The sequence below is a fragment of the Saccharopolyspora sp. NPDC002686 genome (genome assembly GCF_040295745.1).
In the GTDB taxonomy this organism is placed as follows: Bacteria; Actinomycetota; Actinomycetes; order Mycobacteriales; family Pseudonocardiaceae; genus Saccharopolyspora; species Saccharopolyspora oryzae.
Genome location: NZ_JBEOVY010000046.1, coordinates 1 through 24,943, shown reverse-complemented (window position 1 = coordinate 24,943; position 24,943 = coordinate 1). Strand labels below are relative to the sequence as shown.

24 protein-coding genes are annotated in these 24,943 nt (G+C 70.0%); 19 read left to right on the top strand and 5 right to left on the bottom strand.

Annotation, left to right across the window (positions count from 1 at the left end):
* Nucleotides 1-17: 17 nt before the first annotated feature.
* From ABTZ89_RS09030 to ABTZ89_RS08975, 12 genes are all read left to right on the top strand, one after another.
* Nucleotides 18-1,004, top strand: coding sequence for a bifunctional riboflavin kinase/FAD synthetase (locus tag ABTZ89_RS09030; RefSeq protein WP_270946926.1), 987 nt, complete (start codon nt 18-20; stop codon nt 1,002-1,004).
* Between the two features lie 167 nt (nt 1,005-1,171).
* The gene (locus ABTZ89_RS09025) at nt 1,172-1,654 is read left to right on the top strand and encodes a helix-turn-helix domain-containing protein (RefSeq protein WP_270946927.1); all 483 of its coding nucleotides are present in this window, start codon (nt 1,172-1,174) and stop codon (nt 1,652-1,654) included.
* Nucleotides 1,655-1,839: 185 nt separating this feature from the next.
* The gene (locus ABTZ89_RS09020) at nt 1,840-2,409 is read left to right on the top strand and encodes a 2'-5' RNA ligase family protein (protein ID WP_351042059.1); all 570 of its coding nucleotides are present in this window, start codon (nt 1,840-1,842) and stop codon (nt 2,407-2,409) included.
* 154 nt (nt 2,410-2,563) lie between these two features.
* A complete protein-coding gene (gene rpsO, locus ABTZ89_RS09015) occupies nt 2,564-2,833 on the top strand; it encodes a 30S ribosomal protein S15 (RefSeq protein ID WP_270946929.1) in 270 nt (89 codons plus the stop codon).
* A gap of 242 nt (nt 2,834-3,075) precedes the next feature.
* The gene (locus ABTZ89_RS09010) at nt 3,076-5,322 is read left to right on the top strand and encodes a polyribonucleotide nucleotidyltransferase (RefSeq protein ID WP_270946930.1); all 2,247 of its coding nucleotides are present in this window, start codon (nt 3,076-3,078) and stop codon (nt 5,320-5,322) included.
* Between the two features lie 96 nt (nt 5,323-5,418).
* Nucleotides 5,419-6,762, top strand: coding sequence for a M16 family metallopeptidase (locus ABTZ89_RS09005; protein ID WP_351042056.1), 1,344 nt, complete (start codon nt 5,419-5,421; stop codon nt 6,760-6,762).
* Between the two features lie 285 nt (nt 6,763-7,047).
* Nucleotides 7,048-7,794: a 4-hydroxy-tetrahydrodipicolinate reductase gene (dapB, locus tag ABTZ89_RS09000; protein WP_351042053.1), complete on the top strand. Its 747-nt coding sequence runs from the start codon at nt 7,048-7,050 to the stop codon at nt 7,792-7,794.
* A gap of 28 nt (nt 7,795-7,822) precedes the next feature.
* A complete protein-coding gene (locus tag ABTZ89_RS08995; protein WP_270947111.1) occupies nt 7,823-8,275 on the top strand; it encodes a hypothetical protein in 453 nt (150 codons plus the stop codon).
* 1,027 nt (nt 8,276-9,302) lie between these two features.
* Nucleotides 9,303-11,126 carry a hypothetical protein gene (locus tag ABTZ89_RS08990; protein ID WP_351042050.1) on the top strand — a complete coding sequence of 608 codons (1,824 nt, stop codon included), beginning with the start codon at nt 9,303-9,305 and terminating at the stop codon, nt 11,124-11,126.
* Nucleotides 11,127-11,216: 90 nt separating this feature from the next.
* Nucleotides 11,217-12,884, top strand: a complete 1,668-nt coding sequence (locus ABTZ89_RS08985; RefSeq protein WP_351042047.1) for a hypothetical protein — start codon at nt 11,217-11,219, stop codon at nt 12,882-12,884.
* Nucleotides 12,885-12,934: 50 nt separating this feature from the next.
* Nucleotides 12,935-13,126, top strand: a complete 192-nt coding sequence (locus tag ABTZ89_RS08980) for a hypothetical protein (RefSeq protein WP_351042044.1) — start codon at nt 12,935-12,937, stop codon at nt 13,124-13,126.
* Nucleotides 13,127-13,144: 18 nt separating this feature from the next.
* The gene (locus ABTZ89_RS08975) at nt 13,145-13,381 is read left to right on the top strand and encodes a hypothetical protein (RefSeq protein WP_270946936.1); all 237 of its coding nucleotides are present in this window, start codon (nt 13,145-13,147) and stop codon (nt 13,379-13,381) included.
* A 149-nt stretch (nt 13,382-13,530) separates the two neighbouring features.
* Here the strand turns inward: ABTZ89_RS08975 and ABTZ89_RS08970 are convergent, their stop codons facing one another.
* Both ABTZ89_RS08970 and ABTZ89_RS08965 read right to left on the bottom strand, forming a co-directional pair.
* Nucleotides 13,531-14,022: a hypothetical protein gene (locus ABTZ89_RS08970; protein ID WP_351042041.1), complete on the bottom strand. Its 492-nt coding sequence runs from the start codon at nt 14,020-14,022 to the stop codon at nt 13,531-13,533.
* A 67-nt stretch (nt 14,023-14,089) separates the two neighbouring features.
* Entirely contained in the window at nt 14,090-14,653 is a 564-nt protein-coding gene (locus ABTZ89_RS08965; RefSeq protein ID WP_351042038.1) for a GNAT family N-acetyltransferase, read from the bottom strand.
* 104 nt (nt 14,654-14,757) lie between these two features.
* Here ABTZ89_RS08965 and ABTZ89_RS08960 point away from each other — a divergent pair, with 104 nt between their 5' ends.
* Nucleotides 14,758-15,975, top strand: a complete 1,218-nt coding sequence (locus tag ABTZ89_RS08960) for a winged helix-turn-helix domain-containing protein (protein ID WP_270946940.1) — start codon at nt 14,758-14,760, stop codon at nt 15,973-15,975.
* A 50-nt stretch (nt 15,976-16,025) separates the two neighbouring features.
* On the opposite strand, the gene ABTZ89_RS08955 is transcribed toward ABTZ89_RS08960, so the two are convergent.
* From ABTZ89_RS08955 to ABTZ89_RS08945, 3 genes are all read right to left on the bottom strand, one after another.
* Nucleotides 16,026-16,556: a hypothetical protein gene (locus ABTZ89_RS08955; protein ID WP_351042034.1), complete on the bottom strand. Its 531-nt coding sequence runs from the start codon at nt 16,554-16,556 to the stop codon at nt 16,026-16,028.
* A 228-nt stretch (nt 16,557-16,784) separates the two neighbouring features.
* Nucleotides 16,785-17,789 (bottom strand): DUF4097 family beta strand repeat-containing protein, encoded by a 1,005-nt coding sequence (locus ABTZ89_RS08950; protein ID WP_270946942.1) that lies wholly within the window; start codon nt 17,787-17,789, stop codon nt 16,785-16,787.
* Nucleotides 17,790-17,804: 15 nt separating this feature from the next.
* Nucleotides 17,805-18,377, bottom strand: a complete 573-nt coding sequence (locus ABTZ89_RS08945; RefSeq protein ID WP_270946943.1) for a toxin-antitoxin system HicB family antitoxin — start codon at nt 18,375-18,377, stop codon at nt 17,805-17,807.
* Between the two features lie 166 nt (nt 18,378-18,543).
* Between ABTZ89_RS08945 and thyX the strand changes: the two genes are divergently transcribed.
* The 6 genes from thyX (at nt 18,544) to ABTZ89_RS08915 (ending at nt 24,891) form a co-directional block, all read left to right on the top strand.
* A complete protein-coding gene (gene thyX / locus ABTZ89_RS08940; protein ID WP_270946944.1) occupies nt 18,544-19,296 on the top strand; it encodes an FAD-dependent thymidylate synthase in 753 nt (250 codons plus the stop codon).
* A 152-nt stretch (nt 19,297-19,448) separates the two neighbouring features.
* Nucleotides 19,449-20,882, top strand: a complete 1,434-nt coding sequence (locus ABTZ89_RS08935) for a serine/threonine-protein kinase (RefSeq protein WP_351042029.1) — start codon at nt 19,449-19,451, stop codon at nt 20,880-20,882.
* A 103-nt stretch (nt 20,883-20,985) separates the two neighbouring features.
* Complete coding sequence (locus tag ABTZ89_RS08930) at nt 20,986-21,612, top strand: TIGR03085 family metal-binding protein (protein ID WP_351042026.1); 627 nt, start codon at nt 20,986-20,988, stop codon at nt 21,610-21,612.
* Between the two features lie 147 nt (nt 21,613-21,759).
* The gene (gene dapA, locus ABTZ89_RS08925; protein WP_270946947.1) at nt 21,760-22,692 is read left to right on the top strand and encodes a 4-hydroxy-tetrahydrodipicolinate synthase; all 933 of its coding nucleotides are present in this window, start codon (nt 21,760-21,762) and stop codon (nt 22,690-22,692) included.
* Nucleotides 22,693-22,699: 7 nt separating this feature from the next.
* Nucleotides 22,700-24,424 carry a ribonuclease J gene (locus tag ABTZ89_RS08920; RefSeq protein WP_270946948.1) on the top strand — a complete coding sequence of 575 codons (1,725 nt, stop codon included), beginning with the start codon at nt 22,700-22,702 and terminating at the stop codon, nt 24,422-24,424.
* Between the two features lie 227 nt (nt 24,425-24,651).
* Nucleotides 24,652-24,891 carry a hypothetical protein gene (locus tag ABTZ89_RS08915; protein WP_351042022.1) on the top strand — a complete coding sequence of 80 codons (240 nt, stop codon included), beginning with the start codon at nt 24,652-24,654 and terminating at the stop codon, nt 24,889-24,891.
* Nucleotides 24,892-24,943 lie beyond the last annotated feature (52 nt).

Here is a 24,943-nt window from a genome sequence, read left to right as displayed (position 1 = left end):
CAGTAGGCTTCGTGGTCGTGCAGCGATGGCGTGGTTTGGAGCAGCTTCCCGGCGGCTGGGGACGGTGCGTGGTCACCATCGGTGTCTTCGACGGCGTGCACCGAGGGCACCAGCAACTCATCTCGCACGCGGTGCGGCAGGCGCGGCGCCGCGGCGTGCCGTGCGTGCTGATGACCTTCGACCCGCATCCGTCGGAGGTGGTGCGGCCGGGCAGCCACCCGGCGCAGCTGACCACCCTGCGGCGGCGGGCGGAACTGGCCGAGCAGCTCGGCGTGGACGTGTTCTGCGTGCTGCCGTTCACCCGCGAGGTCTCCCGCATCCCGGCGGAGGAGTTCGTGCACGAGATCCTGGTCGAGAAGCTGCACGCGGCCGAGATCGTGGTGGGGGAGAACTTCACCTTCGGGCACAAGGCGGCGGGCAACATCGAGCTGCTGGCCAAGCTGGGGGAGCGGTTCGGCTTCGACGTCGAGTCCGACGCCCTGGTGTCCGGCCCGGTCGAGCGGACCGACGACCCGTCGGGGGCTTCGGTGACGTTCTCGTCGACCTACATCCGGTCGTGCATCGACGCCGGTGACGTGGTCGCCGCGGCGTCCGCGCTGGGCCGCGACCACCGCCTGGAGGGCATCGTGGTGCGCGGGGCCGGGCGCGGCGGCAAGGAGCTCGGCTTCCCCACCGCGAACCTGTCCACCCCGCCGCATGCGGCGATCCCCGCCGACGGCGTCTACGCCTGCTGGTTCACCCACCGCCGCCGCGGCTCGAAGGAGCCCGGCCGCACGCTGCCCGCAGCCGTCTCGGTGGGCAGCAACCCGACGTTCTCCGGCACCGAGCGCACCGTCGAGGCCTACGTGCTCGACGTCGACGCCGACTTCTACGGCGAGCACGTCGACCTGGACTTCGTGCGGCGGCTGCGGGCGATGGAGCGCTTCGACAGCGTCGAGGCGCTGATCGAGCAGATGAACCTCGACGTCGCCGAGACCCGCCGGATCCTGGCGGCGGACGGGTGAATCCGGGCAAGTCGGGTCCCCGAACGGAGCAGCCGCGCCGTCCGAGCGGACCAGGGCGCGCCGGGCGGATTTCCGATTCTCGCTCGCGTCCGGCCAATGACCTGGCAGTATTCAGTGCCGGAGCGGCCAGGCGTGATCAGGTCGGCGCCGAGATTGGGGGACCGAAGGTGGCGGAGAGCAGCAACGTCCAGCGGAATCTGGCCCTGCAGCGGCAGTGGTACGGCGAACCGCTGGGCGATCGCGTGCGCCGCTTGGTCGTCGCCTTCCGCATCTCGCAGGCCCAGCTCGCCGACGTGCTCGGCATCAGCGCCCCGATGCTCAGCCAGGTGATGAGCGGCCGCCGCGCCAAGATCGGCAACCCGCAGGTGCTGGCCCGGCTGGTGATGCTCGAGCGCAAGGTGCTCATCCCCGGCGTCGTGTCCGGTGAGGCCGAGGCGATGAAGCAGGCGCTGGAGGACGTCCGCCAGTCGCAGCCGTCGGTGGGGCGGGACGACCTGCCGGTCAAGCACGTCGCCAACGGCGAAGAAGCGGCCTGGCCGGTCCTGCGCGAGGTGGCCAAGCCCAACGAGCTCGAAGCCGCGGCGTCCATCCTGGAAGGCCGCTACCCGCGCCTGGCGGGCCTGCTCCGCCGCGCCGCCAACGGCGACTGACCCGCCCGCCCACCGGGCGCTGCGCCTTGCGGGGATCCGCAGTTTCAATTGAAACTGCGACCCAAGGACCGCAGTTTCAATTGAAACTGTGGTTCCCACCCGAGGCGAATCGCGGTTTCAAGTGAAACTGCGGGGCGCGGGGTCGTGAGTAGTTTGGGTGGTGGGACGCGCGCCTGGAGGTGGGTATGCGCCTGTTCACCGCGCTGTGGCCGTCGGCTGAGGCAGTGCGGCACCTGGCCGCCGCGGTCGATCGGCTGGACCCGGAGCGGTTGGCCCGGGCGACGGAGGGACTGCGGAAGTTCCGCTTCGTCGAGCCCGAGCGCTGGCACCTGACGTTGTGCTTCCACGGTGACGACGCCGATCAGGAGCAGGTGACCGAGCGGCTGGAGCACCGGGTGGCGCGGCTGCGGAACGCCGACCCCGCGCCGCCGCGGCTGCGATTGGCGGGCAGCGGGGTGTTCCGCGGCGTGCTGTGGGTCGGCGTCGAACCGGCCGATGAGGACGATGAGCGGGGACTGTGCGACCTCGTGCACGCGGCCGGCGGGAATCCGCGCGGGTACCGGGCCCACCTCACCGTCGGCCGGTGGGTGGCCGGGCGGCCGGACCGGGAGCTGCTGCCCGGGCTGTTCGCCGGTTACGCCGGGCCTTGGTGGCAGTCGCGCGAACTGGCCGTGGTGTGCAGTGACCTGCGGGAAGGCGGCCCGACGTACCGGACCGTGCACCGGGTCGGGGTGACGCGCGAGTCATCGGGTTGACCCGGTAGTAGCAGGCCGTCCTGATATCCTGACCGGTGGAGCGGCTGCAGTCCGTGGTGGCCGTCTCCGGCCCGGTGTTCGATTCGGGCGCCGGACCCGTTCCCGGCCGGATCGGCCGGGTGCACTTGACACGGGACATCGAAGGAGTCAACTCGTGGCTTTGTCCACTGCAGAGAAGAAGCAGATCCTGGCCGAGTACGGCCTCAAGGACGGCGACACCGGTTCGCCCGAGGCCCAGGTGGCCCTGCTCACCAAGCGGATCATCGGTCTGACCGAGCACCTCAAGCAGCACAAGCACGACCACCACTCGCGTCGTGGTCTGCTGCTGATGGTCGGTCGTCGCCGCCGTCTGCTCAACTACCTGACCAAGGTGGACATCGAGCGCTACCGTTCGCTGATCAAGCGACTCGGCCTGCGCCGTTGACGAACGCCGAGGGGAGTGGCCAGCGGGCCGCTCCCCTCGGTGCATGAACCGGCGCTGAGGCGCCGTTGCAACAGAAGAGCGCTCACGGTGGTACGCACCGGGCAGGCGTCCGCCGGTCCTCGGTAGTGGCTGCCGGGCAAGTCGTCGCAATGACGTTCCCGGGGGCTTCGATCGATGGCCGGCCTCGTCGGACCACGACCCGGATGCACCTGCCGTGGGCCTCGTGAGGATGAGGAGTCATCTTGACCGAACCCCAGATCGACGAGGGTGTTTACGAAGCGACCGCCGTGCTCGACAACGGCGCCTTCGGCACCCGCACCGTCCGCTTCGAGACCGGACGGCTGGCCAAGCAGGCCGCGGGCAGCGTCGTCGCCTACCTCGACGACGAGACCATGCTGCTGTCGGCCACCTCGGCCTCGAAGCAGCCGAAGGAGCACTTCGACTTCTTCCCGCTGACCGTCGACGTCGAGGAGCGGATGTACGCCGCGGGCCGCATCCCCGGCTCGTTCTTCCGCCGCGAGGGCCGTCCCTCCACCGACGCGATCCTGACCTGCCGGCTGATCGACCGGCCGCTGCGCCCGTCCTTCGTGGACGGTCTGCGCAACGAGATCCAGGTCGTCGTCACCGTGATGAGCCTGGCTCCGGGCGACCTCTACGACGTGCTGGCGATCAACGCCGCGTCGGCGTCCACGCAGGCCTCCGGTCTGCCGTTCTCCGGCCCGATCGGCGGCACCCGGATGGCGCTGATCGACGGCCAGTGGGTCGCCTTCCCGACCCACGAGCAGCTCGAGCGCGCCGTGTTCGACATGGTCGTCGCGGGCCGCATCGTCGGTGACGACGTCGCGATCATGATGGTCGAGGCCGAGGCCACCGAGAAGACCGCGCAGCTGGTCGGCGAGGGCGCCCAGGCCCCGACCGAAGAGGTCGTCGCCGCTGGTCTGGAGGCGGCCAAGCCGTTCATCCGGACCCTGTGCCAGGCGCAGCAGCAGCTCGCGCAGGCGGCCGGCAAGGCCGCCCAGGAGTTCCCGGTGTTCCCGGCCTACGCCGAGGACGCCTTCACCGCCGTCGAGCAGGCCGTTTCCGCGGACCTGGCCGAGGCGCTGAAGATCGCCGGCAAGCAGGAGCGGGAGTCCCGGCTCGACGAGATCAAGGCGTCGGTGCTGGAGAAGGTCGCCACCGGTGCGGGCGAGCAGTTCGAGGGACGCGAGAAGGAGCTCGGCGCCGCCTTCCGCTCGCTGACCAAGAAGCTGGTGCGCCAGCGCATCATCCGCGACCAGGTCCGCATCGACGGCCGCGGTCTGACCGACATCCGCAGCCTGTCCGCCGAGGTCGGCGTGATCCCGCGGGCCCACGGCTCGGCGCTGTTCGAGCGCGGCGAGACCCAGATCCTGGGCGTCTCCACGCTGAACATGCTGCGGCTGGAGCAGACCATCGACTCGTTGTCCCCGGAGACGACGAAGCGGTACATGCACCACTACAACTTCCCGCCCTACTCGACCGGTGAGACCGGCCGGGTCGGCAGCCCGAAGCGGCGCGAGATCGGCCACGGTGCGCTGGCCGAGCGCGCGCTGATGCCGGTGCTGCCGTCGCGCGAGGAGTTCCCGTACGCGATCCGCCAGGTCTCCGAGGCGCTGGGCTCCAACGGCTCCACCTCGATGGGCTCGGTCTGCGCCTCGACGCTGTCCCTGCTCAACGCGGGTGTGCCGCTGAAGGCACCGGTCGCGGGCATCGCCATGGGTCTGGTCTCCGACGAGATCGACGGCAAGACCCACTACGTGGCGCTGACCGACATCCTCGGCGCCGAGGACGCCTTCGGCGACATGGACTTCAAGGTCGCAGGCACGAAGGAGTTCGTGACCGCCCTGCAGCTGGACACCAAGCTGGACGGCATCCCGTCCGAGGTGCTGGCGCAGGCGCTCGGCCAGGCCCGCGACGCCCGGTTCACCATCCTCGAGGTGATGGCCGAGGCGATCGGCAAGCCCGACGAGATGAGCCCGCACGCCCCGCGCGTGACCTCCATCAGCATCCCGGTGGACAAGATCGGCGAGGTCATCGGCCCGAAGGGCAAGATGATCAACTCGATCACCGAGGAGACCGGCGCGGAGATCACCATCGAGGACGACGGCACGATCTACGTCGGTGCCGCCGACGGCCCGTCCGCGGAGGCCGCGATCGACAAGATCAACGCCATCGCGAACCCGCAGCTGCCGAAGGTCGGCGAGCGCTTCCTGGGCACCGTGGTCAAGACCGCGGCGTTCGGCGCGTTCGTCTCGCTGCTGCCGGGCAAGGACGGCCTGGTGCACATCTCCAAGCTGGGCAACGGCAAGCGCATCGGCAAGGTCGAGGACGTGGTGAACGTCGGCGACAAGCTGCGCGTGGAGATCGCCGACATCGACAGCCGCGGCAAGATCAGCCTGGTGCTGGTCAGCGACGAGGACGAGAAGTCCGAGGCCGCGGCCGAGCCGGAAGGCGAGAAGTCGGAGCAGTGATCTGCGACTGACCGTTCGACGCGGCCCGTCCCGGCAAGTCCGGGGCGGGCCGTATCGTTTGAGTGCACCAATCCGCCCGAACACTCTCGTGGGGACATGAAGCAGCAGAAGCAGATCGTCGGTGGCCACCTGCAACGCCCCGGGACCACCCGGGTCCTCGGGCGCAGCGGTGACGCCGCCGTGCGGCGCACCGTGCTACCGGGCGGATTGCGGGTCGTGACCGAGCCGGTGCCCGGCGTCCGCTCCGCCTCGGTCGGGATCTGGGTCGGGGTGGGCTCGCGCGACGAGGGCAAACCGCAGGCCGGTGCCGCGCACTACCTCGAACACCTGCTGTTCAAGGGGACCGCCAAGCGCACCGCGGTGGACATCGCGCAGCAGATCGACGGCGTCGGCGGTGAGCTCAACGCGTTCACCGCCAAGGAGCACACCTGCTACTACGCGCACGTCCTGGACCGCGACCTGCCGCTGGCCGTGGACATGCTCTGCGACGTGGTCTTCGACGCGGTGAACGCGAAGTCCGATGTGGACGTCGAGCGCAGCGTGGTGCTCGAGGAGATCGCGATGCGCGACGACGACGCCGAGGACCTGCTGCACGAGCTGTTCAGCTCGGCGGTGCTGGGCGACCACCCGCTCGGCCGGTCGGTGCTGGGCAGCGAGGAATCGATCACCGGCATGACCCGGGCGCGGGTGCACGGCTTCTACCGCAGCCGCTACGAGATGCCGAAGATGGTGATCGCGGCGGCCGGCAACGTCGAGCACGGTCGCGTTCTGCGCCTGGTCCGCAAGGCCCTCGGCGACCGCTTGACCGGCGAGGAGCTGCCGGCGCCGCCGCGCGCCGGGCGCGCTCGGTTACCGAAGCAGAAGCGCGTGGTGCTGCAGCCCGACGACACCGAGCAGGCGCACCTGCTGATGGGGTGCCGCAGCTTCGACCGCTACGACGAGCGCCGCTTCGCGCTCGGGGTGCTCAACGCCGCGCTCGGCGGCGGGATGAGCTCCCGGCTGTTCCAGGAGATCCGCGAGCGGCGCGGCCTGGCCTACTCGGTCTACTCCTCGACCACGGCCTACTCCGACGCCGGCACGTTCTCGGTGTACGCGGGCTGCACGCCGGACCGGCTCGGCGAGGTCGCCCGGGTGATCCGCGGCGTGCTCGCGGGCGTCGCCGCGGACGGTCTGAGCGAGGACGAGGTGGAGCGCGGGCGCGGGCAGCTGCGCGGTGGCCTGGTGCTCGGGCTGGAGGACAGCGCGGCGCGGATGAGCCGCATCGGCAAGACCGAGCTGAACTACGGCCGCCACTTCACGGTGGAGCAGACCCTCGAGCGCATCGACGCGGTCACCACCGAGGACGTCGCGGAGCTCGCGGCGGAACTCCTCCGCCGCCCCCTCACCACGGCCGTCGTCGGCCCCTACAACAGCCTCGAAGAACTCCCCGACGGCGTCTGAGCCCCGGTCCGACGCAAATTCAATGGAAATCGGACGTCTGATTTCCATTGAATTTGCGGACCTCCGCGGGCGGCGGGTGGCCAGGGGCTGGTGCCGGTGTGGCCGCAGTTTCAATTGAAACTGCGGTCCGGCGTGGGGGAGATCTGCAGTTTCAATTGAAACTGCGGTTCGGAGGCCCGGAGTCGGAGCGCCGGAGGTGGGCCTGGTCGGGGTGTGTCCGGTCGGGGTGAGGTGCGCGCATAGACTCGGGGTCGTTCGGTGCCGGGGTGGAAAGGTAGTCGTCACGTGAGCATCAAGGTCGGTGTGCTGGGCGCCCGCGGGAGGATGGGTTCCGAGGCGGTTCGCGCCGTCGGCGAGGCCCCCGACACCGAGCTGGTCGCCGCGATCAACCGCGAGGACGACCTGTCCGGGCTGGTCGCGGCCGGTGCGCAGGTGGCCGTCGACCTCACCCACCCGGATTCGGTGCTGGACAACGTCAAGTTCTGCGTTGAGAACGGCATCCACGTCGTGGTCGGCACCAGCGGCCTCGGGGAGCCGGAGCTGACGCAGATCCGGTCCTGGCTGGCCGAGCGCCCGGAGGTCGGGGTGCTGGTCGCGCCGAACTTCGCCATCGGCGCGGTGCTGTCGATGCGGTTCGCCGAGCTGGCCGCGAAGTTCTTCGAGTCCGTCGAGATCGTCGAGCTGCACCACCCGAAGAAGGCCGACGCCCCGTCCGGGACGGCCGCGCGCACCGCACAGGTGATCGCGCAGGCGCGCGCCGAAGCCGAGCTGGGCGAGGTTCCGGACGCGACGACCAAGGAGCTCGACGGCGCCCGAGGTGCCGACGTCGACGGAGTGCGCGTGCACTCGGTTCGGATGACCGGGCTCGTCGCCCACCAGGAGGTGCTGTTCGGCACCGAGGGCGAGACGCTGACGATCCGGCACGACTCCTACGATCGCCGCTCGTTCATGCCGGGCGTGCTGCTGTCGATCCGCGAGGTCGGCAACCGGCCCGGCGTGACCGTCGGGCTCGACGCGCTGCTGGGGATCTGAGTTGGCCGAGTCGAAGCAGCGCAAGTTGCTGACCGCGCGGACCTCGGCGTTCGTGGTGGCGGCGGTGCTGCTCGTCTACCTGGTGATCATGGGTGAGCGCGCCGTCACGATGATCGTCAGCGGACAGCCGGTGTTCATCGCGCTCGGCGTGGCGATCTTCGTGCTGCCGGTGCTCGGCGCGGTGCTCGTGGTGGACCAGCTGCGCTTCGGCGCGAGCACCGAGCGGCTGGCCCGGCGGCTGCACGACGAAGGTGCCCTGCCGGACGTCTCGCACCTGCCGCTGCGGCCGTCCGGTCGCGTCGAGCGGGAAGCCGCGGACGCGTGGTTCGACGAGAAGCAGACCGAACTCGAGGCGGAGCCGGGGGATTGGCGCCGCTGGTTCGCCCTCGCGCAGGCCTACGACCTGGCCGGTGACCGCAACCGCGGCCGCAAGGCGATGCGCCGCGCGATCGAGATGGAACGCGGGGACGCGCCGAGCTAGACACGTCGGCGGCGGGCGCGCTGCCGGCAGGTCGGGCCGCGGTAGCGCGGTGGATCGGATGCGCAGGCGCGTGCCGCACTCGAGGTAGCGCTCCTCGGTTCCGTGACGCCGCTGCGAAGACGTGTCGCGGAACGAGCCGCCTTCCGTGACGGCCGAAGACCGCACTCCTCGTCACCGGTGCCACCTGCAAGCAGGACAACGACACCGCGTGTCGGCTGCTGGCCGACGGTCGGCCGGTTCGAGCCCCGGTTCGCGACGCGACCACACCGGCCGCCGCGGCGTCGACCGAATTCCCCGGCGCGGCGGCGAAAGCGCAGATCGAGCAGTACCTGCGCGACCGGGTCGCGATGCCCACCGTGAGACCAAGAAGAGCTGGGAGGGCGGGCTGCCGCTGGCATGCCGACATCGAAGCACTGCGCGTGATCCACCCCGGACCGCGCACCTTCACCGACTGGCTCGCCGAATGCGGCGCGGCAGCACTTTGCACCCACCTCAGCTGGTCTCCGCACGTGAGCGCGGAATCGCCTTTCGCGCCTACGAGCGCAGTTTCGGCGATCAGTTCACGGGCGGTGGAAATGTTTCCCGTGTTAAATCCACGACCTCTGTCCGGGTGAATTCCGATGAGCGCGGGGAATTCGTCGGCGAGGAACGGGGATGATCTCATCCAGTGGTTCGGCGTTGACACTTCGCGTTGCCGTGCCGATGATTTCAGCCATGTCGAGGTTCGGCACTCTCGTCGCTCGCCTGCACGTCGATCTCGTGCAGCAGGCCAGCGCGCTCTGTCGCGCGCGTTGATCCCCCGCCACTCCTGCGCAGCAGCAACCCGAATTCGCCGGTGATTACCGGCTGCGCAGCCGGGCGCACCATTCCCGGTCCCGAGCGGGGCTAGGCGAACAAGCGCTCTTGGCCTTCGGCGTCGAGAGCTCGGCAGCTATTCGCTCCATTTCCGGTCGTGCCGCCATTTCCGGCCGCACGGCGGTTCAAGCACGCCCGAAGCCGGGCACCCCACCGATTGTTCGGAGCACTGATGAAAAGCAGATATCGAAGACTGTTCACCGGGCTGGGCGCTGCACTGGTGGCCGTCGGCGCGGTCACGCTCCCGGTGCCGGACGCCTACGCCGACGTCGAGGTGTCCACCCAGTCGATCAAGGGCGCCGACGGCAAGGACTACACGGTCACCAACCACCTGGTGAAGAGCGCGTTGGAGAAGTCCCAGTCCGACGGCAAGCGCAAGGAATGGTTGCTGGTGTGGGCCGGCGACGAGAACATCGCCGACACCGCGGTGCCGAAGGTCCGCGACCTGCCCGGTTCGCTGACCGGCGGCATCGACGACGTCGCGGATTCCCTGCCGGGGCCGGACTTCCTCGCGGTCATCGACGCGACTCCCGGATCCCCCGGGTACGGCGAGGTCGTCAACACCATCACCGTCGGACCGCTGGTGGAGAACGAGCCGCACCACATGCAGTACGTGTGGCACAAGGGCGACACGATCTACGCCGGTGCGCTCTTCGGCGCGGCGACCTACGCCTTCGACGTCGCCGCGCTGCCGAACGTGAAGCTCAAGGGCATCAGCCTGCCGTCGCAAACCCTCGGCGGTTCCGTGCCCGACGCGTACTGGGTGCTCAAGGACGGCACCGCGTACGCGACGTACATGGGCGGGCCGGTCGCGCCCGGGCCGTACCGGTACGACGACGGTTCGGTGCACATCGGCAACGGTTTCGCCGGGAGCCCCGGTGAAGTGGTGCGGTTCGACGAGAACGCCAAGGTGCTCTCGCAATCGCCGGCCGCGACACCGGGCGGCGACAACGAGAAGCTCTGCGACAACCTGCCGCGGCTCGGCCAGCCGACCTGCGCCAACCCGCACGGGATCCAAGCCCGCGAGGACCTGAACACCCTGGTCACCGCGGACTACGTGGAGCCGCGCAACATCATCCTGGACCCGGTGAAGGCGCCGTCGCCGTACCTGCGGCGCCCGACCGTGCGGACCTGGGACATCTCCGACCGCAACCACCCGAAGCTCAAGGCGGTGTCCTACCTGCCGAACGGCCCGCGCGGTGACGAAGCGGATCCGCTGCACCAGGAGAGCCGCGCGGTGATGGAAACGACCGTCACCAACCTGCCCGGTCACAAGGGCGCTTTCGCCCAGACCATGCAGGGCGGTGCGGTGTTCTACACGCCGGACATCACCGCTGCCGAACCCAAGTGGCGGCAGGTGTTCGACGACGGCGCCGCGAACCAGGGCTTCGACCCGGCCAACGACCGCAACGGCGGCAGCTCCAACGGCGGCTGGATCCAGACCAGCCCGGACGACCGCTTCCTGTACCGCGCGATCGTGGGCCGCCAGCCCGGCACGTTCGGTCCCGACGACCCCGGAACCACCGGTGGCGTCTACACGCTGGACATCTCGAAGCTGGTCGACGCGGGCACCGACGTCCAGTGCTCGATCGACACCAAGCCGGAGGCCGAGCAGGGCGGTGCCGAATCCGACTGCCCGACCTTGTCGGGGGCGACGCCGATCAACCCCGGCCAGCCGGGTGCCGGGCCGCACTGGGGCGCCTACGACAACTTCGTCCAAGGCGCGGATGGTTTCTACCGCGAAACCGGCCAGCCGCAGCGGCTCGCGGTGTCGAACTACTTCGTGGCCCGGTCCGGTCTGGACGGTGACCACAAGGTCAACGTCGTGCGCCTCGGGAAGGACGGGAAGGTCGAGGTCGACGACACCTTCCGCGACGAGGTCACCGGGGAGGTGGGCGTGAACTTCAACCGGAAGTCCTGGCCGCACGGCCAGTTCGGCAACGCCAAACCGCACTCGGAGTTGTTCGTGGTCGCCGACCAGGACCTCAAGGGCTGATCGCGAACCCGCCGCGCGGCGATGCCGGTCGCGCGGCGGGACCTCCGGATCACCCGACCCCGCCTGGAACACGAGAAAGCGGTGGAGCACATGCATTCCCACGTCGCAGCAGCGTCCGATGTGGACCTGTTGAGCCTGGTGCTGCGGGTGGTGCTGCTGACCAGCACCGCGCTGGTGGCCGGTATCGGCCTGCTGCGGTCGGCGGTGGCGGCCTCGCCGCGGCTGGCTTGGGCTGCGGGTCTGGTCGCCGCGGTGACCAGCGCCGGCTCCGCTGCCGTGCTGGACATCAACATCGGTTTCGCCGTCGTGCACGCGGTCCTCGCGCTCGCGGTGCCGATCTCGCTGCGCTGGAGAGCAGCGGCGACCTACCTGGGGTTCGCGCTGGCCTTGCTGCTCATCGCCGAGGCCGCGCTGCAGCACTCTTCGTTCGAGTTCTTCCTCGACACGCTCTTCGCCGCTGTTGCGGTGGTCTGGTTCGGCATCGCCGCGGGAGAGTGGCGATCCGGCAGCGGTCTGCGTCCCGGACCGGTGGCGCTGACCGCCGCACTCGCGCTGGCCGGGGCGGGGACAGCGCAGCTGCTGGCCTCCGGTCTGCTCGACCGGAGGCTGGTGGAAAGCGCGCACGGCCTGGTGCTGCTCGCCCTGGCCGTTGCGGCGCTGGCAGTGCTGGTGCTGACCGTCGTGCTTCGCGACGTGCGCCAGCGCTACCGGTTCGGGGCGGTGGGGGTGCTGGTCGCCGTCGTCGCGTGGACGGCGCTGCCCGGCCTCCCGCCGCCCGGCGACCTGCCCGTTCCCGGAGTGCCCAGGGTGGTGACCGCAGCGGGCACATCTGTGCTGGTCAGCCCGCATCGGCCGGGGCGGAACCTGGTGCACTTCCCGGCGAGCGCGGGGCTGGACGTGGCGGTGGAGACCGCAGCTGGACGTGTTCGCGCGGTGCCTCGCCCGGGCAGTTCCGGGACTTGGGCGGAGGTCGACCTGCCCGCCGGGCGCAGCGACCTCGTCGTGCATCGAGGCGACGACGAGGCGTCGGTGGACGTCGACGCGGGAGAGCTGCCCGCACTGTCCGATGCCGTCGGTCCGGATGGGGCTGAGTGCGCCAGCGCTGGACTGGGCATCTTCGTCGCAGAGGCGCCTCAGGTGCTCGACAGCTGCCCGTCGTCCGGTCTGTCCGAAGAGGACGGTGATGCGCTGCGGAAACTGGTCGGATACCTCGCTTCGGCCTCGGTCCCGACGATCAACGTGGTCGGCGACGAGTCGCCTCGGGGACGTGCGGCGACCGAGCTGGTGACCGCTGAAGCCCAGCAGCGCGGCATCGCCGTTCGCGACGATCCGGACGGTGCGCTGGTCGTGGTGTCGGGCTGGTCGCGGGCCGCTGAGGCGCTGGACGAGGCCAAACGCGGCGAGAACTACCTCTACGGCGTGCAGCTGGCGCCATGGCTGCTGCACGGGCCGGTGGTGAACCAGGTCGCCGGCGTTTCGCTGCCGCTGCGGTTCGACCCCCGCGACCAGCGGTCGCTGATCTACGGGATGACCCTGGCCGCGCGCTTCGGCGGCGAACCGCCGTCGCTCGGCGGGTTCCACCGCTGGCTCGCGGCCCGCGGCGACGGAGTCACCGGGCCGGTCTCCATCTACGCATCTGCGCAGGTCGACGTGATGCAGATGTCCAACCACCCGCACGGCAGCACCGCAGCCGGCCAATGGATCCCGCAGGGCACCATCGTCGCCGTTTCCGGCCCGCTCGGGCTGGGCAACGGCTGACCGAACTCGGCCGGACCAGCAGGAACCGGCCCGACAGGAGGAGGAAAACCATGTCCGCAACCATCCGCCGATTCGCCGCGGTCTCGGCCGCCGCCATCGCCGCCTGCCTGTTCACCGGCGGGGTGGCCACGGCCGAGCCGATCTGGGTGCTCCCCGGCGTCGACCTCGGCACGCTGCTGGAACCGAGCGTGCAGCTGCCAACGCAGCTGCTGGCGCCCGTAGTCGACATCCTCAACCCCTGATCTGAGAGAGGAGCTGCCATGACCAAGCGGAACACCTATCGCGCTCTCACCGCTGCGGTGCTGACCGGTGCTGCGTTGTTCAGCGCTGGACCTGCTGCGTTCGCCGAGGCACCTCGCCAGGACGGCGTGGCCATCGTCGATGAGCCGGACACCAGCGAGCTGAACAATAAGTGGACCTTCGCGCCGTTGGGCGTGCCGATCTTCGGGCTGATCGACTCCGTCAGCGGGGTGCCGAAGAGGTTGGGGCTGGTCTGACCCCGATCGCCGGGCCTGGTGCTTTCCCGTCGCGGGCACGGTCCGCGTGGCCGGCTCGACCTCGGGAAGCGCTGGGCCCGGTTGTTCAGCCCCCGTGCGTCTTTTGGGTCGTCATAGCAGCCCAAAAGACTCACGGTCTTGCTCCGCGGTCAGATCCAGGTGGTGATCATCGCCGGGGCGATCGCCAGGGCGCCGAAGCGGACGAAGCGTCCGACGAAACCGGTGATCAGGAACATGCTCAGCGAGACCTTCGCCCACCCGGCGATCACCGCCACCGCCGCGTACGGCGGGACGCTCAGCGCGGCGCTGAGCAGCATCACCACTGCGGTCCACAGTGGACGTCGTTGGCAGTTGGTGCGGAACTTCTCCAGCCATCGGCGCCACCGACCGGGCTGCTTCTCGCTGCCGTCCTTGCTGCGGAAGAGGCCCGGCAGCTTGATCGCGCCGCGGGCGGCGTAGAAGTGCAGCAGCTTGCCGCCGATCTGGCCGGCTGCGATCACCGCGGCCAGCAGCCACCACGGGACGTCCGTGCCGTTGAGCACCACGCCGATCGCGAACACCTCGACGCTGATCACCGGGATCAGCGCGGAAGCCACCGACACCCCGAAGGTGGTGGACAACAAGCCGATGGTGGCCAGCACGTTCGCTCCCAGCGCGTTCAGACCAGCTGACGGGAGGTCTGCAATCCGAGCACGCTGGCGGACGCGGTCACGGAGTCTTGAGCTGCAGTTCCAGTGGGCCGGACAGGCGGAGCTCCCGCAGCGGGCGTCCACCGGCGTCCAGCGTCCGTACCGTACCGTCCGGTGCCCATCCGGCGGTGCCGAAGAACGACATCGAAGCGGTGTCGGCTTCCGGAACCCAGATGATGCCGCGAGTGGCGCCAGTCGCGGCCAACCGCTGCGCCATCTCGCCCAGCAACCGGCCGCCGTGGCCGCGGCGGCCCCAACGCGGTTCCACCAACAGCGCGCTGACCAGCGCAACAGTGCTCGCGTCGGAGGGCACGGTGCCGTTGGCCGCGGCGACTTCCGGTTCCGGTGCGGGTCCGGCGGCGCAGAACCCGACGATCCAGGAGCCTTCGGTGGCGACCAGCACGGTGACCGGCCCTTCGGTCAACGCCTGCTGCCACTCCTGCTCGGCGGCAGCCGGGTCCAGACCGTCCAGCACCTCGGCGGGCAGCAGTTCGGTGTACGCGGTCCGCCAGGTCGTCAACTGGATGCGTGCGATCTCCGCAGCATCGGACGCCACCGCTTCCCGTACCTCGGCATCAGCCATGCGATCAATCTAGAGGTTCCCGCAGTAGCTGTGCGTGGCGGTTCGCGAACTGAACGACGTCACCCCGCGCGGGGTTGTCAGTCCTCGCTGGCACCATCGGGCGGGTGCAGACCATGAGTCCCGACACCGCTCGTCGAGTTGCTTTGGCCGCCCAGGGGTTCGCCGATCCTCCGCCTCGCGGCGAGGTGACGCGGCGACACCTGCAACGCGCGCTGTCCCGGACCAAGCTCCTGCAGATCGACTCGGTCAACGTGGCTGTCCGTGCTCACTACATGCCGCTGTTCAGCCGGCTGGGCGCTTACGCTCCCGAGCTGGTCGACACGGCGGCTTGGTCGCACAGCGCACGACAGCCGCGCCTGCTGGTCGAGTACTGGGCGCACGAGGCGTCGCTCATCCCGATCGAGGACTGGCCGCTGCTGCGCTGGCGCATGCGCGAGTACGGCGGCGCTTGGCGTCGGCGCAGCCGGGAACTCCTCGAACGCTCGCCCGAGCTGGTCGATGATGTCTTGGCCGCGGTCAAGGACCTCGGGCCGATCGGTGCAGGTGCGCTCGAACGCGAGCTCGGCGGTGGTGAGCGCCAAGGGCGTGGCCCCTGGTGGAACCGCACCGACACCAAGCGGGTGTGCGAGCTGCTGTTCGCGATGGGGGAGTTGACCACCGGCACCCGACGGGGCTTCGAACGCCTCTACGACCTGCCCGAACGCGTCCTTCCTGCGGAGGTCCTCGGTCATGAACCCGAGGACGACGAAGCGATCCGGGCGCTGGTCGAGCGGTCCGCCCACGCGCTCGGCGTGGCGACCGAGACCGATCTGCGGGACTACTACCGGCTTTCCCCGGGCCCGTCGAAGCAGGCGGTGGCCGAACTGGTCGAGGACGGCGTGCTCGAGCCCGTCTCGGTGCGCGGTTGGCGGCAGCCCGCGTACCGGTACTCGGCAGCGCGCATTCCGCGCAAGGTCCTCGGCAGGGCGCTGCTGTGCCCGTTCGACCCGCTGATCTGGGAGCGTTCCCGAGCCCAGCGGCTGTTCGATTTCCACTACCGCATCGAGATCTACGTCCCGGAACCCAAGCGGCAGTACGGCTACTACGTCTTCCCCTTCCTGCTCAACGGTGAACTGGTCGCCCGAGTCGACTTGAAGGCCGACCGAGCCTCCGGCGTGCTGAGGGTGCCGGGAGCGTTCGGCGAACCGGACTGCGACCTGGCGGAGGTCGTCCCGGAACTCGCTGCCGCACTCCGCGACATGGCGTCCTGGCTGGGCCTCGACGACGTCGCCATCGGCGACCGCGGCGACCTGTCCAAACCCCTCCGCGCGGTCGTCCGCTAGCCCGCCACTCGCAAGGAGATCACCCCATTCCGCCCCGCAGAGCTGCGTCGTCAACCTTCGCAGTCTCCCCGGTGGATCACCCACGTCGAGTGGTCGCCCGGGTCGACGCCTGCCCAGCGCAGAGCCGCGGCTTCGACCGGTAGCAGGCTGTCCACCGGGCCTCCGCACACCGGGCCGCAGTTGCGGACAAGCTCCTTGGACGCCTGGACGGCGATGTCCGTTGCGACCAGCTCTGCATCATCACTGCGGAAGTGCTTGGCCCCAGCTAGAAGTCGTCTCTCGACCTTCTCGCGGAGTAGGAGCATCCGATGTTCGTGCTCCAATGCGTGGCGCTCGGCACGGGCGATCCGTTCGGCGTCCCGACAGGTTCGTTCAGCGAGCAGCGCCACGAACCACTCGGGGGCGGTCTCCGGACTCGCCTTCCATGTCTTGGCTTGGCCGACGGTCAACTGCTGCGTTGCGCCAGCGGCGCGCATCGCCCGTGCAACCTCGTGAACTTTCAACTGCAGAACGTTGGACACGGGTACGGGGCAAAGCGCCCGGTCCGCTTTCTGCTGCGGGTTGGGCTTCGACTTGGCCATTTGTCGACCTGCTCAGTCGCTGTGGGCGGGGAGACCTGGGCGAAGTTCCTTCGACGGTTGCCCGCTGACGCGTTCAGCGGATTTGTACACAGTGGACTCGTGTTGATGGGTTGCGTTGGAGCTTGAGCGTTGCGGGGTGGTGTCGGTGGGCCTGGTCGGGGGAGGCAGGTCCACCGACACCGCAGGTGATCGCCGGGTTCTGTTGCCGCAGTCTTGGTTTCGATTCCGTCAGGTTGCGGTCGTCAGCACGGCATCACCCGTTCCTGTTCGGCCGAAGACCCGGAGCTTCGGCTCTTCTTCCGGGGGTTGGTCGGATACCACCAGGTCGCTGCTCGCGCTGCCGGTGGACGAGGTGAGGTCCACTTCTGCGGCGGTGCCGCGGTGGATCGACACCTGCAGTTCGCCGGAGCCGGTGATCAGCTCGACCTGGCCCTCGGTCGCGTCCGCGATCGTCAGGTCGCCGCTGCCGGAGCGGACCAGCACGTCGGCGGACACCGCGCCGAGCCAGACGTTCCCACTTCCGGTAGCGACCGACGACGGTGCCTCGAGCGAACTGATCTCGATGTCACCGCTGCCGCTGCGCGCGTGCACGCCGCCGGTCATCGTGCCGAGCCGGAGCTGACCCGAGCCCGACCGAACGGTGGCTCGGTCGGAGGCCTGCTCGATCGACACGGTGCCGGAGCCGGCCTGGACGCCGACCCGGCGCGCTGGGCCCGACACGCGGACCTCGCCGGAGCTGGTGTTCACCGCGACCTCCGAGTCCAGCGGGGCGCGCACCTTCACCGACAGCGGGACGTTCCGCAGCGGCGACGTGGCCGGGGTTCGGATCGCCAGCCGGTTGCCGGTCAGGTCGACCCGGGTCCGGCGCACGGCTTCGGCGATCGGCTCCTGCGGCCCGCGGACATCGCCGCCGGAACGGATCCCGGTGTCGAACTGCTCGCTGACCCAGTTCAGCAGGCCGGTCAGTCCGCTCCGCCAGTCCGGTCCGGACGCCGCCGGGTCGTGCCGGACCTCGACGTAGGTCGCCTCGGTGTCGGCCAGTTCGACCGTGACGGGGCCGAGGCTGTTGCCGATGTCGATGCGGATCGGTCCGGAGGTGTCGAAGTCCTGGCTGCGCACCAGTTCCGCGAGCCTCTCCTCGGCTGCCGACCAGCCCTCGTCGCCGGTCGGTCCGACGTCTTCGGGGCCGCGTGGTTCCTCCGGTCCGGTGCCGGAGCTGTCGTTGTTCGTCATCGCGTGCACCGCCTCTCAGCCTTCGACCCAGCCGCGGATGCGCGAGCCGGGCTCGCCGCGCCAGCGTCCGCGCGGGCCACCGCCGGGCGGGCCCCACTGGCGTCCGCCGCGCCCGTGCCGCGGGTGGTCCCACGGACCGCGCGGGCGTCCGGTGTGCAGCGCACCCTGGACAGCCTGGGCGACCCAGGTGTTCAGGGACACGCCCTGGCTCGACGCGGCCTGCTCGGCCTGCGACTTGATCTCCTCGAGCAACCGGAGCGTGATGCGGCTGATGTCACCGCTGTCGCCGCTCGGTGGCGGGGGTGGTGGTTCCTCCTCCTCTTCGTCGTCCACGGCCGGTGGTGGGGCGGAGCCGCTGACCACCACTCGGACATCGCGTCCGTCCAGGCGGATGTCGACGACCGGGCCGTCGAGCTGGGTCGTCACCTCTGCGGCGAGGTCGGACAGGGCGTTCATGATGGCCAGCCGCGCGGCAGGCTCGATCGCGCCGGACAGCACCGCCGCGGTCTGCCGGGTCTGGTCGTCGCCGGCGGATGCGGCCGAGGTCAGGTCTTCGCGAAGCTGGTCGATGTACGGGTTGAGATCCATGACGCCATGGTGGCACCAGAGTTGACGTCATGCAATGACTCGATGGTGTCATCCGGCGTCACGGGATCTCGTCGGGCTCGCCGGATAGGCTCGGAGGGCACGTCGGGGAGTCGTCGTGCGGCGGTCGTCGACCGCTGGACGGGAGCAAGGAAGGGGTCCGCTCGTCGTGACCGAGATCGTTCGGCCCAAGGTGCAGCTGATCGGCAAGACCGAGTTCTTCCCACCGGAGGACGTGGACTGGTCGACCGACGCCGACGGCGGGCAGGCGCTGGCCGAGTTCGCCGGTCGGGCGTGCTACCAGTCCTGGCACAAGCCGAACCCGGCCACCGCGACCAACGCCGGCTACCTGAAGCACATCCTCGACGTCGGCCACCTGTCCGTGCTGGAGCACGGCACGGTGTCGTTCTACCTGTCCGGGATCTCGCGCTCGCTGACCCACGAGCTGATCCGCCACCGCCACTTCTCCTACTCGCAGCTGTCCCAGCGCTACGTGCCGGAGAACGACGCCGCGGTGGTGGAGCCCGACATCATCGCGAACGACCCGGAGCTGCACGAGAAGTTCGTCGAGGCGGCCGAGGCCAGCGCGGCGGCTTACGACGAGCTGCTGGCCGCGCTGGAGGAGCGGTTCGCCGACGAGCCGAAGGCGACGCTGCGCCGCAAGCAGGCCCGGCAGGCCGCCCGCTCGGTGCTGCCGAACGCCACCGAGACCCGCATCGTCGTCACCGGCAACTACCGCGCCTGGCGGCACTTCATCGGGATGCGCGCGTCCGAGCACGCCGACGTCGAGATCCGTGCGCTGGCCGTGGAATGCCTGCGCCAGCTGCAGAAGGCGGCGCCGAACGTCTTCAGCGACTTCGAGATCACCGAGCTGGCGGACGGCACGGAGGTCGCCTCCAGCCCGCTCGTCACCGAAGGCTGACCCCGTCAGGCAAGTTCTCGCCGCTCTGAGTGGAACCCGTTGCGGTTTCGCGCAGTCCAACTGGGCGCCTCGGTCATCTGATTGGATGAACGAGGGGTTCAGATCGTTTGCGCTGCGTGGTCGCGCGTGCGCACGGGTGTGAGGACATCGCAGTGGTGGAGCAGGTCGGGTCGGGCGCGCAGACCAGGCTGATCGGTGGTCGGTACCAGGTGGTCCAGGAGCTCGGCCGCGGTGGCATGGGCATCGTCTGGCGGGCGTGGGACCAGGTGATCGGCCGCGAGGTCGCGATCAAGGAGCTGCACCTGCCCGACGGCGTGCCGCCGGCGGAACGCCAGGTCTACGAGGAGCGGGTGCTCCGCGAGGCCCGCACGGCGGGGCGGCTCAACGACCCCGCGGTGGTCACGGTGCATGACGTGCTCGCCGAGTCCGGCACGACCTACATCGTGATGGAGCTGGTGCAGGCGGTCACGCTCAACCAGCACGTCGCCCAGCACGGTCCGCTGCGCCCGGAGCAGGCCGCTGACCTGGCTCGACAGGTGCTCTCCGCGCTGGAGAGCGCGCACGCGGCGGGCATCGTGCACCGCGACGTCAAGCCGAGCAACATCATGGTCGCCGACGGCCGCGTCAAGCTGGCCGACTTCGGCATCGCGCAGACCCTCGACGACCCGCGGCTGACCACCAGCGGCGCGATCGTCGGTTCGCCGTCGTTCATGGCGCCGGAGCGGTTGCAGGGCGCGGACGCGAGCCCGGCCAGCGACCTGTGGTCGTTGGGCGCGACGTTGTTCTTCGCGGTGGAGGGCTGGATGCCCTTCGAACGCCAGACCACCGCGGCCACCTTGAACGCGGTGCTGAACGAGCACCCGCAGCTCTCCCGTCCGCACGGCGTCGTCGGATCGGTGATCGCCGGTCTGCTGATCAACGACCCGCGTGCGCGGTTCACCGGCCCGCAGGTCCGCGCGCTGCTGGACAGCGTGCCCGCCAACGGCGCGCCCGAGCAGACGCGGCCGGCCACTCGCGTGGCGTCACCGCAGCAGCCGAAGCGGAGCCGGAAGCCGTGGTTGATCGGCGGAGCCATCGCCGCAGTGGTGCTGTTCCTCGCCGGCCTGCTGGTCGGGCGGTTCGCGCTGGTCGGCGGTGGTGATCCGGTCGCGATGGAGCCGACGCTGACCTTCGGCAAGGGCGGTGACGTCGAGGCCCTCGCCATGGACAGTGACAAGTGCGGAATCGGCAAGGTCGCGGCCGGGGCCAACCTCACCCAGGGCACGTCGTGCATGGATCCGCACGACTTCGAGCTGTACGCGGAATCCAGCGTGTTCGGCTCCGGTGACTACGACCTGCCCTACCCGGGCGAGGAAGACCTGGCCCGCTTCGGCGAGGCCTACTGCTCGGTCTACTTCAACTCGAACAAGGTCCTCACCCCGGGCAAGCAGACGGCGCTGCGCTTCGTCGCGCTGATCCCGTCCGAGCAGAGCTGGAAGGACCGGGCGGTCAGCGCCACCAGCGGCGAGACCCTGGGTGACCAGGACGTCCACTGCGCCGCCTACAGCGCGAACGGCGACAAGCTGCAGACCTCCATCACCGGCTGACCGGCGGCTCCGGGCACCTCGCGCTCGGAGCACGGGACGACATGCCGGGGCGTTCGGGGCGGAAGGCCGGAAGTGGATCACCGGTACGCACTAAGGTGGGCTCATGGGTGTCGCCAGCGATGAACGCCAGCAGTTGTGCGATCTGTTCGAGCAGCTCGGTCCGGACGCGCCGACGCTGTGCGAGGGGTGGGCGACCCGGGACCTCGCCGTGCACCTGGTGGTGCGGGAGCGCCGACCCGACGCGCTGGCCGGGAAGTTCCTGAAGTCGCTGTCCGAGCGCAGCGAGCGGATCGAGGACGAGCTGCGGGCCCTGCCCTGGCCCGAGCTGGTCGACCAGGTGCGGCAGGGGCCGCCGAAGTGGAACCCGATGGGCCTGGCGGGCGTGGACGAGGCGGTCAACGCCGCCGAGTTCTTCGTGCACCACGAGGACGTCCGCCGCGCCCAGCCGGACTGGCAGCCCAGGCCGTCGGAGCCGGAGCGCGAAGAGGCGCTGTGGAAGTCGCTGGGCCGGATGGCGCGCATGTTCTACGGCCGCAGCCCGGTGGGCGTGGTGCTGCGCCGTCCGGACGGCACGGAGATCGCGGCCAAGCGCGGTCCGCGCACGGTCCGGATCCTCGGCGAGCCGAGCGAGCTGGTCCTGCACGCGTTCAGCCGACGTGCTGCGAAGGTCACGTTCGACGGCAACGAGGCCGACGTGCTCGCGGTCCAGGATTTGCGCCGTTCCCTCTGACCTCGGAGACGGAAACTCCGCCGCAACAGGCCCGTCGAGCCGGAAGATGCACGGCTGAGAACGGGCTCAGGTGAGGGGTTTTCGGAATGTGCCGTGATCCCGGTCCGGGCGCTCTGAGCAGGGAAGTCACCAGGTAGCGTCGGGGGCATGACCGCCTGCCCCACTGCGATTCCGGGCCGCCCGTTCGGCCGCGTCCTGACCGCCATGGTCACGCCGTTCGACGAGGACGGGAAGCTCGATCTCAAACTGGCCCAGGAGCTGGCCACGTACCTGGTGGACAGCGTCGGGAACGACGGGTTGGTCGTCAACGGCACCACCGGCGAGAGCCCCACGACCAGCGACCACGAGAAGGAGCAGCTGCTGCGCGCCGTGGTCGAAGCGGTGGGGGACCGCGCGACCGTGGTGGCCGGTGCGGGCACCAACAACACCGAGCACTCCGTCGAGCTCGCCCGCTCCGCGGAGAAGGCCGGGGCGCACGGTCTGCTCGTGGTCACGCCGTACTACTCGCGGCCGCCGCAGGAGGGCCTGTTCCAGCACTTCTGGACGGTCGCCGACGCCACCGAGCTGCCGGTGATGCTCTACGACATCCCGCCGCGCTCCGTCGTGCCGATCCAGGTCGACACGCTCAAGCGGCTGGCCGAGCACCCGCAGATCAAGGCGGTCAAGGACTCCAAGCACGACCTGCTGGCGGGCAGCGAGGTCCTGGCGGCCACCGACCTCGCCTACTACTCGGGCGAGGACCCGCTGAACCTGCCGTGGCTGTCGGTCGGCGCGGTCGGTTTCGTCAGCGTGATCGGCCACGTCGTGGGCGACCGCCTGCGCAGCATGCTCGACGCCTACGAGGCCGGTGACGTCGCGGGCGCCCGGGAGATCCACAACGGTCTGCTTCCGGTGTACCGGTCGATGAACTTCGTCGGCGGGGTCATCTTCTCCAAGACGGCATTGCGGTTGTGCGGGTACGAAACGGGCCAGCCGCGGCTGCCGCTGCCCGCCGCCACCGAGGAGCAGGTTCGGTTGATCACCAGCGACCTGTGGGATGCTGGCCTGGTATTGGTCAATCCGGACGCCGCACAGAGGTGAACCAGCGTTGAGCGCAAAGGCGACAGCCACCGAGTACCACCCGGTGACGCCGATTTCTTCGGCCCCACCGCCCCAGTTGGCCGAGGGTGGGCTGCGAGTCGTTGCGCTCGGCGGCATCGGCGAGGTCGGTCGGAACATGACCGTCTTCGAGTACGACGGCCGGCTGCTGGTCGTCGACTGCGGTGTGCTGTTCCCCGAGGACGACGCGCCGGGCGTGGACCTGATCCTGCCGGACTTCGCGGCGATCGAGAACCGGCTCGAGGACATCGAGGCGCTGGTGCTCACGCACGGCCACGAGGACCACATCGGGGCGGTGCCGTTCCTGCTGCGCCTGCGCCCGGACCTGCCGGTGGTGGGTGCGAAGTTCACCCTCGCGCTGCTGGCGGCCAAGTGCCGCGAGCACCGGCTGAACCCGGTGCTGGTGGAGGTCTCCGAGGGCGAGCGCAGCAAGCACGGCGCGTTCGACCTGGAGTTCTTCGCGGTCAACCACTCCATCCCGGACGCGCTGGCGGTGGCCATCCGCACACCGGCCGGGGTCGCGCTGCACACCGGTGACATCAAGCTGGACCAGCTGCCGCTGGACGGCCGGCTGACCGACCTGGCCGGGTTCTCCCGGCTCGGCGACGAGGGCGTGGACCTGTTCCTGGTCGACTCCACCAACGCCGAGGTGCCCGGGTTCGTCACGCCGGAGCGCGAGATCGGCCCGGTGCTGGACAACGTGATCGGCAAGGCGACGCAGCGGGTCATCGTGGCCTGCTTCGCCAGCCACGTGCACCGCGTGCAGCAGGTGCTCGACGTCGCCGAGGCGCACGGCCGCAAGGTCTGCTTCGTCGGCCGCTCGATGGTGCGCAACATGGGCATCGCAGCGGACCTGGGCATGCTGAACGTGCCGGACGGCCTGCTGGTCGACCTCGACGAGGCGCTGTCCATGCCCGAGCACGAGGTCGCGTTCGTCTCGACCGGTTCGCAGGGCGAGCCGCTGTCCGCGCTGTCCCGGATGGCGCGCGGCGAGCACAAGCAGATCCGCATCCGCGCCGGTGACACCGTGGTGCTGGCCAGCTCGCTGATCCCGGGCAACGAGACCGCGGTGTTCGGCGTGGTCAACGGCCTGGTGCGGCTGGGTGCGCAGGTGGTGCACCAGGGGCACGCGAAGGTGCACGTGTCCGGGCACGCCTCGGCCGGTGAGCTGCTGTACCTCTACAACGCGGTGCGCCCGAGCAACGTGATGCCGGTGCACGGCGAGTGGCGGCACCTGCGGGCGAACGCCGAGCTCGCGCGGCTGACCGGTGTGCCCGCGGACCGCGTGGTGATCGCCGAGGACGGCGTGGTGGTCGACCTGCTCGACGGGATCGCCAGCATCGCCGGGCGCGTCGAGGTCGGTCACGTCTACGTCGACGGCCTGTCCGTCGGCGACGTGGGGGAGTCGACGCTGTCCGATCGCCTGGTGCTGGGCGAGGGCGGGTTCATCGCGATCACGGTCGCGGTGGAGGCCGCGACGGGCCGCGCGGTGTCGTCGCCGACGATCTCCGGGCGCGGCTTCTCCGACGACCCGAAGGCGCTGGACGACGTGGTGCCGCTGGTCGAGATGGAGCTGGCCCGCACCGAGGCGGAGGGCATCACCGACACCCACCGGATCGCGCAGGCGGTGCGCCGCGTGGTCGGCCGCTGGGTCGCCGAGACCTACCGCCGCCGTCCGATGATCGTGCCCAACGTGCTGCCGGTCGGATCCTGATCCATCCCCCGTACGAGCGGTCGTTTCGGCCGCTCCATCCCACTTTTCCGATTACTCCGCGTTGTTCGGTTCGCCACCGGGTGGTCTGCGGTCCTCGTTGGAGGGACACGGCAGGCCCCGGTGGAGATCCGCTGGGACTGTGGTGACGCCGGTCCGGAGGTGCCCACCCCGACGCGGGGGCGCGGCGGACCGGCGGAACCGCCAAATCGGAGGATTGGGGTCTTCAGGTGCGTACTTCAACTCGACTTCTCGGTGCAGCGGCCGCAGCGGCTGCGATGCTGGCGATCGGTTCCCCGGCCTTCGCCGACAGCGCCGACAACGACGGGATCAACCTGCTGAACGACAACAACGTCAGCGTGCTGCCGATCCAGTTGTGCGGCAACAACGTCGGTGTCCTGGCGCTGGTCGCACCGATCGGCTCCCCGCAGGCCAACTTCTGCGTCAACGCACCGATCTGGGACCACTGACCCAGAACCTCGCGCACCAGAAGGGGCGCGCGCCCCCCCCAGCGCGGCGCGA

Coding starts and splice junctions, on each gene's coding strand:
- dapA (WP_270946947.1), top strand. CDS start 21,760: ATGACCGCCTGCCCCACTGCGATTCCGGGCCGCCCGTTCGGCCGCGTC.
- ABTZ89_RS08945 (WP_270946943.1), bottom strand. CDS start 18,377: ATGGATCTCAACCCGTACATCGACCAGCTTCGCGAAGACCTGACCTCG.
- ABTZ89_RS08950 (WP_270946942.1), bottom strand. CDS start 17,789: ATGACGAACAACGACAGCTCCGGCACCGGACCGGAGGAACCACGCGGC.
- ABTZ89_RS08930 (WP_351042026.1), top strand. CDS start 20,986: ATGGGTGTCGCCAGCGATGAACGCCAGCAGTTGTGCGATCTGTTCGAG.
- ABTZ89_RS09005 (WP_351042056.1), top strand. CDS start 5,419: ATGAAGCAGCAGAAGCAGATCGTCGGTGGCCACCTGCAACGCCCCGGG.
- ABTZ89_RS08980 (WP_351042044.1), top strand. CDS start 12,935: ATGTCCGCAACCATCCGCCGATTCGCCGCGGTCTCGGCCGCCGCCATC.
- ABTZ89_RS08990 (WP_351042050.1), top strand. CDS start 9,303: ATGAAAAGCAGATATCGAAGACTGTTCACCGGGCTGGGCGCTGCACTG.
- ABTZ89_RS08955 (WP_351042034.1), bottom strand. CDS start 16,556: ATGGCCAAGTCGAAGCCCAACCCGCAGCAGAAAGCGGACCGGGCGCTT.
- ABTZ89_RS08965 (WP_351042038.1), bottom strand. CDS start 14,653: ATGGCTGATGCCGAGGTACGGGAAGCGGTGGCGTCCGATGCTGCGGAG.
- ABTZ89_RS08985 (WP_351042047.1), top strand. CDS start 11,217: ATGCATTCCCACGTCGCAGCAGCGTCCGATGTGGACCTGTTGAGCCTG.
- ABTZ89_RS08975 (WP_270946936.1), top strand. CDS start 13,145: ATGACCAAGCGGAACACCTATCGCGCTCTCACCGCTGCGGTGCTGACC.
- ABTZ89_RS09020 (WP_351042059.1), top strand. CDS start 1,840: ATGCGCCTGTTCACCGCGCTGTGGCCGTCGGCTGAGGCAGTGCGGCAC.